The sequence below is a fragment of the Clostridium sp. CM027 genome (assembly GCF_024730565.1).
Classification (GTDB): Bacteria; Bacillota; Clostridia; order Clostridiales; family Clostridiaceae; genus Clostridium_AD; species Clostridium_AD estertheticum_B.
This window is the reverse complement of the sequence record NZ_CP077725.1, coordinates 3,321,538-3,336,680: the sequence shown is the minus strand read 5'-3', so window position 1 is coordinate 3,336,680 and position 15,143 is coordinate 3,321,538. Positions and strand designations below refer to the sequence as shown.

Here is a 15,143-nt window from a genome sequence, read left to right as displayed (position 1 = left end):
CCTTTAGGTAAATTATGTTTAATACTTAACTATCGTCTAACATGTTATATTTATAGATTAAATTCCTCTGCAACAACCTTTATAGCCTTTAATTTATCTCCAGTTTTAATAGCACAAGTAATTCTTATTTCTGATGTAGTAATCATTTTAATTTCAATATTGTTTTTGTTAAAAACTCTAAACATTCTAGCCGCTACTCCAGAGGTTGTCTTCATGCCTAGCCCCACCACTGAAAATTTAGTTATCTCTTCATCAACTATAACTTTATTATCTGCTATTAAGTTATCTATAATTTCTAAACTATCCTTTAAGCCTTCTTTAGGTATAGTAAATGATACACTTACCTTTCCATCTATAGGTGATGTTTGACTTATCATATCTATATTGATTCTTTTACTTCCTATAGCTTCAAATATAGTAGACAATATATTCACATCTTTAGGTATACGCTGAAGTGTTACTGCAACATCCTCATCACTAGTTGCTATTCCTGTTACTGGCTTATTTTCCATATTCATATTTTTTACCTCCTTAATTACAGTTCCTTTAATATCACTATTACTAAGCCCTACATATATAGGTATGCTATATTTTTGAGCAAGTTCTATAGACCTTGAATGCATTATTTGAGCTCCCAAACTTGCTAGCTCGAGCATCTCCTCATATTCTATTTCATCTAATTTTTTAGCTGCGCTGTATGCTCTAGGATCTACACTATATATTCCAGAAACGTCCGTATATATTTCACATCTGCCATTAAGCTTCACAGCTAAAGCAACTGCAGTAGTATCAGATCCACCTCTGCCGAGTGTTGTAATATCACCTTCCCCATTTATTCCTTGGAATCCAGCAACTATTACGATTTTGCCTTCTTTTAAGCTTTTTTTAATCCTGCCACCGTGTATATCTTCAATTAACGCTTTACCATATTGTCCACTAGTCTTAATCCCAATTTGGTATGCAGTATAACTTATGGCATCATATCCAAGTCCCTTAATTGCCATGGCGAGTAGTGCACTTGAAATTATTTCACCTGTTGATAATAGAACATCCAATTCTCTCTTATCTGGTTTTTCTCCTATACCTTTTGATAGAGATAATAAATCATCTGTAGTGTCCCCCATAGCAGATACTACTATAACTAAATCTGTATCTTCATTTTTCCTCTTTACTATACTTTGTGCAATTCCTTTAATTTTCTCTGTAGTTCCTACAGATGAACCTCCATATTTTTGAACAACTACTGCCATAATTAAATCACTCCTATTATTTATCACCTTCGGTGCTATTATCACCTTCGGTGCTATTATCACCTTCGGTGCTATTTATCACCTTCGGTGAAATTTAGAACTTTATATATTGCTTCCAAAAAAAATAAATACAGCAAAGGAACACCTTTGCTGCATAAAATACATGTTTTTATACAAACTTCGTGTACCTTGTAGCTCACCACTGAAAAATCAGTGACAATTTTACATATATTATATGCAATCTCAGAAAATAATTTCACCAAATACATTTTCTTCGGCCATAGCTCCTTTTCTTATTCATCTTAGCCTGTCAGCTCCGAACAAGTACTCTTAGATACAGCACCTCTACCCTAGGTAGTTTACTTATTAAATTAGTTATTATATTATCACAGTATGTTTATAAGTACAAGCATTAATTACAGATGTTCTTACTAAAATGTCTATCTCCCCTCTCAGGCAGTATTGCAACAATGTTCCCACCTTCAATGGATTCTCCAAGTTTTATTGCAGATACTATGGCAGTCCCTAAAGAACTGCCTACAAATAGCCCCTCTTTACATTGTATCCTTAATTGATGGCTGCAGTTTTGCGAAGATATTTACACCTTCTTTTACACCCAAATTATTTAGCTTAATAAGTGGTGTATTTCCTATAATATTTAATATACTATTTATATATCTCACTGCTAAGACCTCTACTTAGAACTAATTTTGCATATTCTTTTGCACCATTTAAGGAATGATCTCTATAATTTCCACATTGAACTTCATTGGCTGCCGGGATTTCCTCTGTTTCTATCACCTTTTTCAATCCATAATTTAGGGCTTCTATAACCCTATCTACACTGACATCATTCCATACGATCATGTAAAAACCTGTTCTACATCCCATAGGTGAAATGTCTATAATTCCGTCCATTACTTCTCTCATATATCCAGCAAGCAAATGCTCTAAAGTATGGATAGCTGATATATTCATAAACTCCTTGTTTGGTTGCATAAATCTTAAGTCAAACTTTGTTACTTTATCACCCTTTTCGCCTATCTTTACCTCACATTTTCGTACAAAAGGTGCCACAACCTTTGTGTGATCTAATGAAAAACTTTCAACCTTAATCATTTACCCTTACCTCCTTATTTGCTACTGCAATGAAAATGCCAGTTTCAGTATATTCGCCTTTGCTAGAATAACCTTTGCATCTTAAATCTGTATTCTCAATGTTTACTATATTAAACCCTGCGCCAGTTAACCACTCTTCCATCTGATTATTTGAAAAACCAAGCCATTCGTCAAACATTTCAGTCCTTGCCCACTGCCCATTATGCTCTTCTACATCCGATATTATTAAAGTCCCACCTTTTTTAATTATTCTGTGCATCTCTTCAATAGCCTTTTTAGCATCGCTCACATGGTGAAGAGCCATATTAATGAAGACCACATCTACAGATTCATCAAACAAAACCAAGTTGTCTATGGAGGATTTTATTGGATATACATTATCGAATTTTTTAGTTTCCATTAATTTTTTGGATTCTTTAAGCATATTTACTGATTGATCTATAGAAAACACAATGCTTGCATCTAAGGCCAGCGCTAAGGATAAAAATCCAGCGCCGCATCCAAGATCAGCCACTACCTTATCTTTTATACTTACTTTGGATAATACCTTGTACTTTAACCTTTCATCAAAATACTCACTTCTTATTACGTTCCAACTTTTAGCTATTTCGTTAAAATAATCTAATGAACTCATAATATTACCTCCATTTATTTTTTTTAAGTTTAAATTTTACATTTTATACTTAAAAAATAGTGTTAAGGCCAAGTTTTTTTTAAAATTCAAATATTTTTGGTGTCAAAAAAACACCGTCTCATTTTATAGAGGCGGTGTTATTACACTCCGCGGTCCACTCTAATTAGATATAGAATCTCACTTAAATCCAAGCACAAAATGCTTTATCGCTTTAACGGGCGAACCCGTAGTACCCTACTATAATTTCAGGTCCATGCTCCAAAGGGCACTTCATATATATTTAGGTAAAAGCTTCTCAGCATCGCTTCCTCTCTGTACCCATGCAATATACTACTTTCCTTTTTCATTGCATTTCCTAGTATTCATATTGGAATGGTTATATTTTTATTATATGCCATATTTTATTTTTGTCAACCTCAATTTAAAAATAATAATTTACTATTATTCAGAATATATACAAAATATTTTCAACAAAAATATAAAATAATTATAATCAATTTCAACATCTATGAATAGTATGTATTGATATGATGAAATGGAGTGTGATATTATGCAAGGTACTATTAAAAATTTTTTCCCCGGTGGCAATACTTCAAGAGGATTCTATTCCTACTATAGGTATATACTAGGTCAAGATGAAGCAAGAAGAATAATATGCATAAAAGGAGGCCCTGGAACAGGTAAATCATCCTTAATGAAGAAAGTTTCTAAATACTTCAATGAAAAAGGCTACGATATAGAACAACATCACTGTTCTTCCGATAATAATTCACTAGACGGAGTAGTTATTAAAAAACTTAACGTTGCAATACTTGATGCAACAGCACCTCATATAGTGGATCCTATAAATCCAGGAGCCGTAGATGAAGTTCTAAACATGGGAGATTGTTGGAATGAAGAAGGCTTTAAGAAATATAGGCATAAAATAATTGGCATAAATAAAAAAGTTGGCAAAACTTTTAAAAGGGCCTATCGATTCTTTGGAGCAGCTAAATTAGTTTATGATGATTGGCAAAACTATAATGATGAAGCCTTGAATATTAATAAATTAAACATACTGAAAGAAAATCTAAAAGAATCTTTATTCACCACGCCACCATCTACTATAGGCTATGATAGACATTTATTTGCTACAGCCTTTACACCTAACGGTATTGTCACTTATATTGAAAACTTAAGCGCAGGTTATAAAAATATTTATGTATTAAAAGGCGGACCTGGTACTGGAAAATCAGATGTACTAGAATTTCTATCCACCGAAGCCTTAAGGCGTGGATACAATGTAGAAATTTTTCATACGCCACTTATCCCTGAAAAAATTGAGCATATATTGATTCCTGACTTAAATGTTGCCATTTTGACCTCTAATGAAATAAATAATTCAGATCTTCCAGGTATTGTAATTGATATGGAGGATTGTTTAAATCTAAGTACACTTGAAAATAACAAAGATGAAATAGAATATGATGCAACTGAGTTTTACACGCTATTAGACAAGGGTTTAGCTACAATAAAAGAAGCTAAATGTCTACATGACGAGCTTGAAACTTACTTTATACCAAATATGGATTTTTCTAAAGTGGATGCAGTATTCACAAAGATCATTAAAAAGATAAACGAGTATGAAGAAGATTATTTAAATGATCCGTATACAGATTTTTAGTTAAATCGTATATGATAAATTCATAATCCTCATAAATACAAGTAAAAAGAATATTTATGAAAATAATCACCTTTATATAACTTCCCTATATGAAAAAAAGATGCTCTACTTTTTTTTGAAAGTAGAGCATCTTTTATATATAGATTTTAATTTTTTCTATTCTTCTTTGTTTAACTTGCTCTATTTTAAATATTACATTCCCATATTCAATAGTTTGGGTTTCATTTTTCTTTGGAATACATCCTATAAGGCTAATTAAAAAACCTCCTATAGTATTGTAATTCTTCGACATTAAATTTAAATCAAGATGATCATTCAATTCGTCTAAAGAAAGTAATCCATTCACTATATAAGTATTATTATCAACTTTTCTTATATCAGGTTCGTCATCATCATATTCATCTTCAATATTTCCCATAACTTCTTCTATAAGGTCTTTAATAGTAACTACCCCTGAAAATCCTCCATATTCGTCTATAAGTACTGCCATATGATTTTTAGATATTTTTAATTCTCTAAATAATTCATCTATATTTTTACTTTGATAAACAAGGTAAGGAGAATGTAATATATTCTTAATGTTTACATTTTCAAAGCCCTTAATGCGAGCCTCCATTATAAAATCTTTCATGTGAAGTATTCCTATGATATTATCAACATCACCGTCATATACTGGCACTCTTGAATACTTTTTCTCTAATAACTCATCTAAGAACTGTGTAACATGATCATTTATATCAATCAAAAACACTTCAGTTCTTGGAGTCATAACTTCTCTAGCTGATTTATCATCGAATTCGATAATGTTATTTATCATCTTTTTGGCAGTTTCGTTTATAGCGCCGCGTTGTCGTCCAACTTCTATAAGTGATTTCATTTCCTCTTTTGATAACTTCTCCTCTAATTTTTCACTATTAAGACCAGTAATCTTAACTAAAACATCAGTGGATGCTGAAAGTAGCATTGCAAAAGGAACCAGCAGCTTAGATACATAGAAAACAGGCACTACGCAAAACATTGCAATAGCTTCTGATTTTTGTAGTGCTACTCGCTTTGGAAACAATTCACCAAACACAAGTGTTATATAACATAGACCAATTGTTATGCTAGCTAAAGCAATTTGCTTACTATAAGGTACATTCAAATTGTTTAAATATCCTGAAAAATGATTAGATATTCCAGTAGCCGCAGTTGCAATAGAAAAAAAACCAGCGAGCATAATTCCAATTTGAACAGCCGATAAAAACTTTGTTGGCTCCTCAATAAGTTTTACTAATAGCTGTGCTTTTTTGTTATCCTCTTGCGCAAGATGCTTAATTTTATTTTTGCTAAGTGACGCTATTGCCATTTCCGCCGATGCAAAGAATGCATTTATCAGTGTTAAAATACCAATTGTTATAAATTGCGCCATTATATTATTGGGCGCAGGGTCAGGGTCTGAATCCATTAAAATTCCTCCTCTTAAATAAAAACTTTTCATACTACAATAATATCACAAATATTGTATTCTTTATTGATAATATGAAAATTAATATTTAATTATATCTAATTTATTGCAATTATTTAAAATAATGTATGTTTCGATCTATACATAAAAAAAACAAACGCATACTGCAATATGATATAATATTATAATCAAATGAACCAACCCAATAACATTATGATAGAAATCATAGGAGGTAAATAAATGGATAAATCAAAAGTATACTTTACAAACTTAAGAACAAAACCAGGATGCAATCTATTAGATAAACTTCAAAAACTTGTGGTAGAAACAGGTATAAAAAATATTGATTTCAAAGATAAATTTGTAGCTATAAAAATTCATTTTGGAGAGCCAGGAAATCTTTCTTACATTAGGCCAAATTATGCTGCAAGTATTGTTAAGCTTGTGAAAGGACTAGGCGGTAAACCTTTCCTTACTGATTGCAATACACTATACACAGGAAGAAGATCTAATGCTGTAGACCATATTGAAGCCGCTATGGAAAATGGTTTTAATCCGATTTCAGTTGGATGTAACTTAATTATAGCTGATGGATTAAAGGGTGGGGATTATAGAGAAATCCCAATTAACCAAAAACATTGCAAAACTGCTAAAATAGGTTCAGCCATTGCTGATTCAGATATAGTTATTTCTATGACTCATTTTAAAGGCCATGAAATGACTGGGTTTGGTGGATCATTGAAAAATTTAGGTATGGGCTCAGGCTCTGTTGGCGGCAAGCTTGAAATGCATTCTGCATCAAAGCCATTTATGAAACATCGTAAATGTGTAAGCTGTGGTCAGTGCGTTAAAAATTGCCTACATGAAGCAATTACCTTTAATGAAGATAAAAAGGCAACTATAGATTATGATAAATGCGTAGGCTGTGGTCAATGTGTTGCCGTATGTCGCTATGGCTGCGCAACAGTAAAGTGGAATGAATCTGCTGATAGCGCTAATGAAAAAATTGCAGAATACACCTATGCAGTTATTAAAGATAAGCCACATTTTCATATTAGTTTCATTATGAATGTTTCCCCTAATTGTGACTGTTCACCGGAAAATGACGTTGCAATTGTTCCAGATATAGGAATAGCTGCATCCTTTGATCCAGTAGCCTTAGATCAAGCCTGTGTTGATATGGTTAATAGTGCAATTGCATTAAATGCAACTGAACTTTCAGATAACCACTATCATGATGGAGACGATAAATTTTCTACTATACATCCTGATACAAATTGGAAAGTTGGACTCGACCATGCAAAAGCTATCGGAATTGGAACTGACGAATATGAACTAGTAACAGTTAAATAAAAAAGTGCATCAGTATAACTTTCTCCTGCGTGACTTGAAATAAGAGATTGAAACGTGAAATTTCATTAAGGAATTCTAATCTTTTGCAAATATAAAATTCTCTGACGCTCACATTCGGCTTACAGCCGGTTCACTAGCCTGCCCTCCAGTCAGGCTCACGAGAATTTTATATTGGTAAAAGAAGAATTTCTAAATGAAATTTCAATGTTCCTGCTCTTCTTATTGCGAGTCACTTCAGGAGAAAGTTTATACTATTATGCATATCTATCTTCAAAGGAGAGACCCTTGCGTTACCATGGGACGATATTGTCGATCGGGAAAACATCAGTTTCCTATATAATAAAAAGTTTTTATGAAACTAAATAATTATAATCTAAAAATATTATGATAATACCTATCCCAAAGTAAGTAATTAACTAACTTTCCTTCTAATTCTTAAATAGTAGCCTAGAGATTTTACAACAAAACAACCAAATTCAACCATGCATATCAACATTACTATTAACGCTATTAATCCTGTTCGCATTACTGGAATACCTTCTAAATACATTTTTATGTTAAACCCGATTATAACTAAATACATTATAATTAAAGGTATAAATAAAAAGCAATACACCATACACTGCTTTTTTGCATGTTTAAGTATATGACTAGTATCTGAATATAACGCTGGCTTTTCATCCCAATATTCTTTTCCCCATAATGTATGTTTTGTAAAATTTGAATAACTTGTAAATATCATTTTCCACCCACTAGACTTATGAAATTCGAAATAACTATCATTTACAGTAATCTGAAAATCCAGAGAATATTTAACGTTTCTTGGTTCACCCTTCATAAAGTAAAAAGTATTACCTGATTTGCTCATTCTATACAGGTTATAACCCTTTAGTTCCATGTTTTCAAGCCATTCCTCTGTTATATCTGGAGAATAAAACCAACATAATTTAATTTTCTTAATAACTTTTCCATCTTTACGTAATTTTCTCTCTTCTTTATTATCTAAAATTGTGTCTTTAGGTCTTGTAAAGTTTAAATTTAAATCTGTATTATTTTCATTTCGAAGCTTCTTATCTGATTTATTAAGTTTTATCATAATGTAGACTAAAAAAACCAAAACTAATACAATTAACATCATTGATAATTTAGCTCCTGGCATAAAAGTAGCATTTAAAGACTCATCATTAAGATTAAAAAGTAACTCCGTAAGAAAAATCATTGGCACTATTGATATAATTATCCACATTGAAAGTAGTGTTCCTATAGAGTATTTTATAATACGACTTCTATTTAATAGACTTTCTCTTGAAGGATGTATTTTTATTTGAGATTTATCATTTTCATTCGCTAATATGTTCCATTTTTTCTTTGAAAAAGCACTATACCATCCATTTTTTAATAATGATTGCGAAGCACCATTAATTCGCGATTTATTATATCCAATTCTATAGTATATTTCTTTGCTTTCACCTTTTTCAAACACAAATACTTTAGTTACAGCTTTAATCTTTTTCAGGTGATAACCTTTGGCAGACATTTTACACAACCAATTTTCAGTTTCTATAATATCAAGGCTCCAAAATGGTCTAAATACCCTTTTACTCATAAAAGTCCCCCTCAAATCTTACTGCATTTTTATAAATTTCCTTTATTCTCTGTATTTCCATAAGAATAAGTTTCTTACCTATTTCCGTTATTTCATAAACAGTCCGTCTTTTGTCGTCTGAAAAAACAGAAATTATGCCCTTATCTTGTAACTTTGTAAGGGTTCCATAGACCGTTCCTGAACCCAACTTAATTCTACCCTTCGTTATCTCTTCCACATGTATTATTATTCCGTAACCATGTCTAGGCTCCGCTAAAGATAGCAAAATATAATAAGCTGTCTCAGTCATAGGCAGGAATTTTTTAAATACCTTATCCATATAGCTCCTCCATATTAACCTTAATTCTAGCTGTTGTATGTCACGACGTGACATGTCTCAATTCGACTATATCATATTACTTTATAATTGTAAAGTAATATGAAAGCTTCAGTGGAGCAGATAACAATTGAGAATTATTATCTGCTCCAAAGGTCTACAACGAGGCTTATTCTACACTTTTAAGAGAACTAACCATATCAATATCTTTAACTTTCTTTGAAAACATAAGGTTAACAAGAATAGATATCAAAATTGTTCCGAAAATACTGTAAAACAATGATTGAACAGATATTATGGTCATCATATCAAAGGTATCACCCATGAATGAAATCATATAGCTAATAAGCCATTTTCCGCAAGGTATCCCAATTATAATTCCAAGGGTTGTAATCCAAATGGTTTGTGTAAGAAGTAGCCACCTAATTCTCTTTGTTTTAAAGCCTAATACCTTTAGCGTGGCAAGTTCTCTTTGTCGCTCTGTAAAGGATAATATGCCGAGATTGTAAAGCACTACTATGCCCAAAATAGCTGCTCCTAAAATAAGTATATATACCATAATATTCATGGCTTCTGTCATGGTTTCATAACTTTTAGTTAAATCTACCCTTGACCAGATGCGCGTTACACCAGTAACATTAGAATTTATTTTTTTAGAAGTTATGATAGAGGTAGCTTTAAAGTTGTATCCCAGCCTTTCAAAATTATTTTTTGTCAATGTGATGCCTTGGGATATGGGTGTACGGTAAATGGCCCCGATTGTTGATGTAACGTAACGTTCATCACCATAAATGTGAAAGGAAATTTCATCGCCTACTTTAACTCCTAAAAGATTAGCCATTTTATAGCTTATTGATACTTTGTCTTGTGGTAATTGAATAGCCTCACGCTTGGCATTTTGAGGGTTAATAAGTGTTACATTTTCAGTTACAAGTAGCTGCGCAGTTTTCTTTTTATCCTTTGCTTTAATTTCGATAGTACCTTCCATTATTGATTCTCCAGCATAGCTATTTTTAATTGATGAAATTTCTTTTTTGGATACTTTTTCAGAAAGTGTCAACTTTGTTTCATAGTGGTTAATATCCGAATACTGCCAACTAATAACATCCTTTACGCTATCTTTCATACCAAAAGCACATACAAGCAGTGATGTACATCCCATTACACCGATTATAGCCATAATGGAACGAACTTTACTTCGAAACATATCCCGTAAATTCCACTGTGTATTGAACCCAATCTTTGCCCATAACTTTGTTTTTTCAAAAAAGCCTTGTTTCATAATCCTTGGAGCCTTAGGCAAAAGCAATTGAGATGGTATATCTTTTAGAACTTTACGGCAAGTAAGGTAAGTTGCCAAAGTACATGCAATTACAGAAACTAGAGCCATTATAAATGAAGAGACTGAAACTTCCGGTTTCCAAACAGGTAAGGTGTATGCTGTTTTTAATGAATCGTAGAAAAGATGTGGCAGAATAAGTGGGCCTGCTACTAATCCAATAACAGCACCAGCAATGGAAATCCATAAGCCATAAGAAACATAGTGGAATAATATGTGTTTCTTCTTGAAACCTATCGCTTTTAATGTGCCGATTTGCGTACGTTGATTATTGACTAAACGCGTCATAGTTGTAATTATTGTAAGTAAGGCAATTGCAAGAAATACAATTGGGAAGACCTGCCCTATCGCTTTATGCTGCTCGATTTCTTCCTGAAACATTGCATAACTTCCAAAATTATTTCTTGTTAAAAATACACTGTACTTACCGTCTAAAGCGGTATCAATTTTTTTTTCTAACTTTGAGTAATCTGTCCCATCGGTAGTAACCAAAAGGTCTGTGTAGAATATTGGTATTGATTTTGGTAAAGACTTGTCGGAGAGATAAGCAAATCCAAAGTTTTCATGGTTTGGAACAATGTCATTATCGCCTGTTGCATACACATATTCAGGATTTAAAACTGTTCCTAGTATTTCTTTTTTCATAGTAATACCATTGAATGTTGTGGATATAGTATCTCCAAGGGTGAGTCCCTTTGCTTTAGCAAATGCGTCGTCCAGCCATACACCATCTTTATCAACAGAAAATTCCTGCCCATCAATAAGCTGGCACTTTGAAATCTTGTTTTCATTTGTAAAATGTAGTGTTATCTTTGGTTTGTTTTCAAATCTCGCAACACTGTCTATTGTGAGCCTTCTTTGTACGGAGGTAACACCATCAACTGATAAAACCTTATCAGCATCCGATTTCGTAAACCCACTGCCATAAATCCAAACATTAGCAAAATTAGTATCCCGATAATACTCATTTGATGCAGTTTGCAATCCATACCATTCACTGTTTATACCTACGTATATAAAAACGCCTAAAATAGACATTATAAAAATTGAAATGAATTGAGTTTTGTTTAGCTTCATATCTCGAATCATTTTGAGAAAAAGCATTACCAGTTCACCTCCTTTACATCAACGGGTGCAGCATTAATACTTATATCCCTCACTTTGCCGTTTTTAATTCGGATAACCTTATCTGCAGCCTGAGCCAGTGCTGAATTGTGTGTAACAATAATAACTGACTTATTTTTCTCTCTGCTCATTTTCTGTAGTAAGGAAAGAATAACAATACCTGTTTCACTATCTAGTGCACCTGTTGGCTCATCGCAAAGAAGCATGGTTGGATTTTTGCATATGGCCCTTGCTATAGACACTCGCTGTTGTTCCCCACCTGATAGCTGTGATGGAAATTTATTTAAGTGATCACCTAGTCCAACTGAGGTCAGTATTTCGGCAGCATCCAATGCCCCTTTCACTACATCCTTTGTAAGTGCCACATTTTCAAGGGCAGTTAATGTTGGAATGAGGTTGTAGAACTGAAATACAAAGCCCACATTTTCTGCTCGATATTCCGTCAATGCATCATCTTTGTAATTCGCTATATTTTTACCATTAATAATGATTTCTCCATTTGTAGCAAAGTCCATACCACCAAGCAAATTAAGAACTGTAGATTTGCCGGCGCCACTCGGACCTAATATAACAACAAATTCACTATCATTAATAGTAAAACTGATATTATCTGCAGCAAGTAGCGTCTTTTCGCCTAAATTATAAGCTTTTGTAACATTTTTAAATTCAATTGTATTTTTCATAGTCCCCCCCTATAATCTGAAACATGTTTCAGATTATATTATACCAACCCGTCCCTTTGTTGTCAATATTAACCTGAAATATATTTCAGTTTTGTTGACTGCTTCACTTAAACTAGTTATAATTAAATTAAAATCTTAGTCTAAGGGAGGACACCATGAGTAATAACTCAATTAGAGAACCTAAACAAAAACGTTCTATTGAAAAGAAAAAAAAGATAATTGAAGTTGGATTTAAACTAATGTGCGAAAAGGGCTACCACAATACAAACTCAGTGGAGATTGGTAAAGCTGCTGGAGTATCAACTGGTATTATATATAACTACTTTACAGACAAAAAGGATATTTTTATTAGCGCTATTCAAGATTATGCTAACAGTCTAACAGCACCAATGTTTGAAAAAATAAGTACACTTAAAGAACCTATTGATTTGACAGACCTATTAAAGCAATTTATTGATATTTTTATACAGTCACACTATATTTCAAAGTCTGCTCACGAAGAAATGATGGCTATGGCTCATTCTGATAAAGATGTAGCTAAGTTGTTTTACCAGTTTGAAATTGATACTACAAACACCCTTATTGAGTTAATGAAACAAAAAGGTATTACACCAACAAACCCTAGAGAGAAAGTTCATATTTCTATTGGGCTAATTGAAAACCTTTGCCATGAAAGGGTGTACCATAAACACGAGTCTATGGATTATATGATTATGACAGACGAAGTTATAAATCTTGTGATTAGTATGTTAACAAATTAAATATTTGTTGAATTAGTGCAACATCTTTATTTTGCTTTTAGAGCCAATATCCACTTAAATCAAGTAACTCCATATCATTAGATATGGAGTTACTTGCGACGAAATATAAAGAAGATTGTAAAGCAATGATTCACTTTATTTTAATGCATTTTTTAGCTTTTTTAGATAAAATAATCATTTTAAAAATCAATTATTAAACCCATATATACTTGAGGTAAGACCAATTACGACAATAGTGAAGCCTATTAGATTAGCATGAGGGATCTCATTAGACGAAGCCCCCCCACCGATTACTATGATTGCTACTCCAACAATAGTAACTTCTATACCTATTAACATTATTTGTATTGGAGTCTTATTCTTTGTATGTTTATCTAAAATAACTATAGTTAAAAGTATTGGAATAAGTAAAATAACGATCAAAATCAAAGCTAACATAAAACACCCCTCATTCTATATTTGTTTATACAAATGCTTTAATAATAGTATTTTCTTTTTAAACTCATCTTCTACAATAATATTTTTTTGAGATAAATTGAATATAAATTTAACACTTTCATCGTATTTCCTGAAATTTTCATTGTCCTCATCAACTAAATTAAGATTACATAATGATTTTTCATATTCATCATCAGTAAGTATGTTATTGCTCTTTAAATCATCAAGTGTTGAGAGTACATCAACATCAAATTTAATTTTATTACTATGTTTGCTATCAGTGTATATTTTATTCAATTCATAAAATGAAGGACCAAAAAAACCAATGAACCCAAATAAAATAATACCAAAAACTCCAGCTTGACCACCTACATTTAAAATTACCGATGCCAATATTAGACCTAAAAACCCACAAATTATTGAGTATATAATTAACTTCATAGCCATCACCCCTCGTATAATATCTATATGCCGCAATTTTTTACAATTTCGACTAATAATACATATTCAATCATACCATAATTACCATAAATTGAGTATATTAAAAATTCTTTTGAAATGAGTAATAGACTCACTGTGAATGTAACTCAATTGGTTATTGTGTTACATTCAGAATATCAATATATATAATAAAGTAAACCCGTATTTACTGATATGGGTTTACTTGTGACGACATATTCGAATGTTGCATATTACATTTACTATAGAGTATGCTTATTTTACTCTTTGAGCAATTGGATGGTTCTCTTTAAATTGAACTAAATCCCATAAGTTTCCGTATAAATCTTTGAATACTGCAACTGTACCATATGATTGTTCTTTAGGTTCTCTAACAAATTCTATACCTTTTGCTATCATTTCGTTATAATCTCTCCAAAAATCATCTGTTCCAAGGAATAGGAAAACTCGTCCTCCTGCCTGATTTCCAATAAACGATAGTTGTTCAGGTTTAGAAGCTCTTGCGAGTAATATTGTAGTTCCTGACGAACTTGGTGGAGACACTACCACCCAACGTTTATCTTGGTCTTCTTGGTATGTGTCTTCTATTAATGTAAAATGAAGTTTCTTTGTGTAAAATTCAATGGCTTCATCATAGTCTTTGACTACTAACGCAATGTGTACAATAGATTGTATCATTTTATTTGCCTCACTTTCCTTACAAAATATAAGTAATATTATTGTGTCGTCTATTTTTACAAGTTCCTCATAAATATTTATTCACTTATACCACTATTGCCTTATCCAAGAGTAAGCATAATTCCCAATATGTTTAGGAATATTATTCATATCTATAGAGCAATCTTCAATTATTAATAGTTTCTTTTTTTTTAAAATATTCCACCTTAATGTTATTCTCCCCCCTCCTATGTAATCCTTACCTAATAATACTATGACATTATAAATAGCTA

At 32.1% G+C, this 15,143-nt stretch carries 15 protein-coding genes, 1 pseudogene, 1 riboswitch and 1 other annotated feature; of the genes and pseudogenes, 3 read left to right on the top strand and 13 right to left on the bottom strand.

Annotated features, from left to right (window positions below; translation table 11 throughout):
* Positions 1-50: 50 nt before the first annotated feature.
* The 5 genes and pseudogenes from KTC92_RS15825 to KTC92_RS15810 all read right to left on the bottom strand — a co-directional run bounded on the left by KTC92_RS15825 (position 51) and on the right by KTC92_RS15810 (position 3,003).
* Positions 51-1,250 (bottom strand): aspartate kinase, encoded by a 1,200-nt coding sequence (locus tag KTC92_RS15825; RefSeq protein WP_220286126.1) that lies wholly within the window; start codon positions 1,248-1,250, stop codon positions 51-53.
* A 184-nt stretch (positions 1,251-1,434) separates the two neighbouring features.
* A riboswitch (Lysine riboswitch) is annotated at positions 1,435-1,606 on the bottom strand.
* A gap of 56 nt (positions 1,607-1,662) precedes the next feature.
* Positions 1,663-1,806, bottom strand: a pseudogene (locus KTC92_RS18595) (cysteine synthase); the annotation flags it as partial.
* Complete coding sequence (locus KTC92_RS15820; protein WP_258280624.1) at positions 1,805-1,933, bottom strand: hypothetical protein; 129 nt, start codon at positions 1,931-1,933, stop codon at positions 1,805-1,807. The gene KTC92_RS15820 and the pseudogene KTC92_RS18595, both read right to left, overlap by 2 nt.
* Entirely contained in the window at positions 1,917-2,369 is a 453-nt protein-coding gene (locus tag KTC92_RS15815) for an S-ribosylhomocysteine lyase (RefSeq protein ID WP_220286127.1), read from the bottom strand. Before KTC92_RS15815 ends, KTC92_RS15820 begins: the two co-directional genes overlap by 17 nt.
* A complete protein-coding gene (locus tag KTC92_RS15810; RefSeq protein ID WP_165412454.1) occupies positions 2,362-3,003 on the bottom strand; it encodes a class I SAM-dependent methyltransferase in 642 nt (213 codons plus the stop codon). Before KTC92_RS15810 ends, KTC92_RS15815 begins: the two co-directional genes overlap by 8 nt.
* Positions 3,004-3,127: 124 nt before the next feature.
* Positions 3,128-3,359, bottom strand: a binding site (T-box leader).
* A 194-nt stretch (positions 3,360-3,553) separates the two neighbouring features.
* Between KTC92_RS15810 and KTC92_RS15805 the strand changes: the two genes are divergently transcribed.
* Positions 3,554-4,666, top strand: coding sequence for a PRK06851 family protein (locus KTC92_RS15805; protein WP_216303944.1), 1,113 nt, complete (start codon positions 3,554-3,556; stop codon positions 4,664-4,666).
* A gap of 133 nt (positions 4,667-4,799) precedes the next feature.
* Here KTC92_RS15805 and KTC92_RS15800 read toward each other — a convergent pair whose 3' ends face one another.
* The gene (locus tag KTC92_RS15800) at positions 4,800-6,113 is read right to left on the bottom strand and encodes a hemolysin family protein (protein ID WP_220286128.1); all 1,314 of its coding nucleotides are present in this window, start codon (positions 6,111-6,113) and stop codon (positions 4,800-4,802) included.
* A gap of 240 nt (positions 6,114-6,353) precedes the next feature.
* Here KTC92_RS15800 and KTC92_RS15795 point away from each other — a divergent pair, with 240 nt between their 5' ends.
* Entirely contained in the window at positions 6,354-7,466 is a 1,113-nt protein-coding gene (locus KTC92_RS15795) for a DUF362 domain-containing protein (protein ID WP_216303942.1), read from the top strand.
* Positions 7,467-7,878: 412 nt separating this feature from the next.
* Here the strand turns inward: KTC92_RS15795 and KTC92_RS15790 are convergent, their stop codons facing one another.
* From KTC92_RS15790 to KTC92_RS15775, 4 genes are all read right to left on the bottom strand, one after another.
* Positions 7,879-9,072 (bottom strand): DUF2812 domain-containing protein, encoded by a 1,194-nt coding sequence (locus KTC92_RS15790; protein WP_220286129.1) that lies wholly within the window; start codon positions 9,070-9,072, stop codon positions 7,879-7,881.
* Positions 9,065-9,391, bottom strand: a complete 327-nt coding sequence (locus tag KTC92_RS15785; protein ID WP_220286130.1) for a PadR family transcriptional regulator — start codon at positions 9,389-9,391, stop codon at positions 9,065-9,067. The genes KTC92_RS15790 and KTC92_RS15785 overlap by 8 nt, the downstream gene beginning before the upstream one ends.
* Positions 9,392-9,557: 166 nt before the next feature.
* Complete coding sequence (locus tag KTC92_RS15780; RefSeq protein WP_220286131.1) at positions 9,558-11,831, bottom strand: ABC transporter permease; 2,274 nt, start codon at positions 11,829-11,831, stop codon at positions 9,558-9,560.
* Positions 11,831-12,535: an ABC transporter ATP-binding protein gene (locus KTC92_RS15775; protein WP_216303940.1), complete on the bottom strand. Its 705-nt coding sequence runs from the start codon at positions 12,533-12,535 to the stop codon at positions 11,831-11,833. The genes KTC92_RS15780 and KTC92_RS15775 overlap by 1 nt, the downstream gene beginning before the upstream one ends.
* Positions 12,536-12,690: 155 nt before the next feature.
* Here KTC92_RS15775 and KTC92_RS15770 point away from each other — a divergent pair, with 155 nt between their 5' ends.
* On the top strand, positions 12,691-13,296 hold the full coding sequence (locus tag KTC92_RS15770) for a TetR/AcrR family transcriptional regulator (RefSeq protein ID WP_216303939.1): 606 nt from the start codon (positions 12,691-12,693) through the stop codon (positions 13,294-13,296).
* Between the two features lie 186 nt (positions 13,297-13,482).
* Here KTC92_RS15770 and KTC92_RS15765 read toward each other — a convergent pair whose 3' ends face one another.
* The 3 genes from KTC92_RS15765 to KTC92_RS15755 form a co-directional block, all read right to left on the bottom strand.
* Positions 13,483-13,734 carry a hypothetical protein gene (locus tag KTC92_RS15765; RefSeq protein ID WP_220286132.1) on the bottom strand — a complete coding sequence of 84 codons (252 nt, stop codon included), beginning with the start codon at positions 13,732-13,734 and terminating at the stop codon, positions 13,483-13,485.
* Between the two features lie 15 nt (positions 13,735-13,749).
* Entirely contained in the window at positions 13,750-14,175 is a 426-nt protein-coding gene (locus tag KTC92_RS15760) for a hypothetical protein (RefSeq protein ID WP_220286133.1), read from the bottom strand.
* A gap of 273 nt (positions 14,176-14,448) precedes the next feature.
* Positions 14,449-14,871 (bottom strand): VOC family protein, encoded by a 423-nt coding sequence (locus KTC92_RS15755; RefSeq protein WP_216303937.1) that lies wholly within the window; start codon positions 14,869-14,871, stop codon positions 14,449-14,451.
* Positions 14,872-15,143 lie beyond the last annotated feature (272 nt).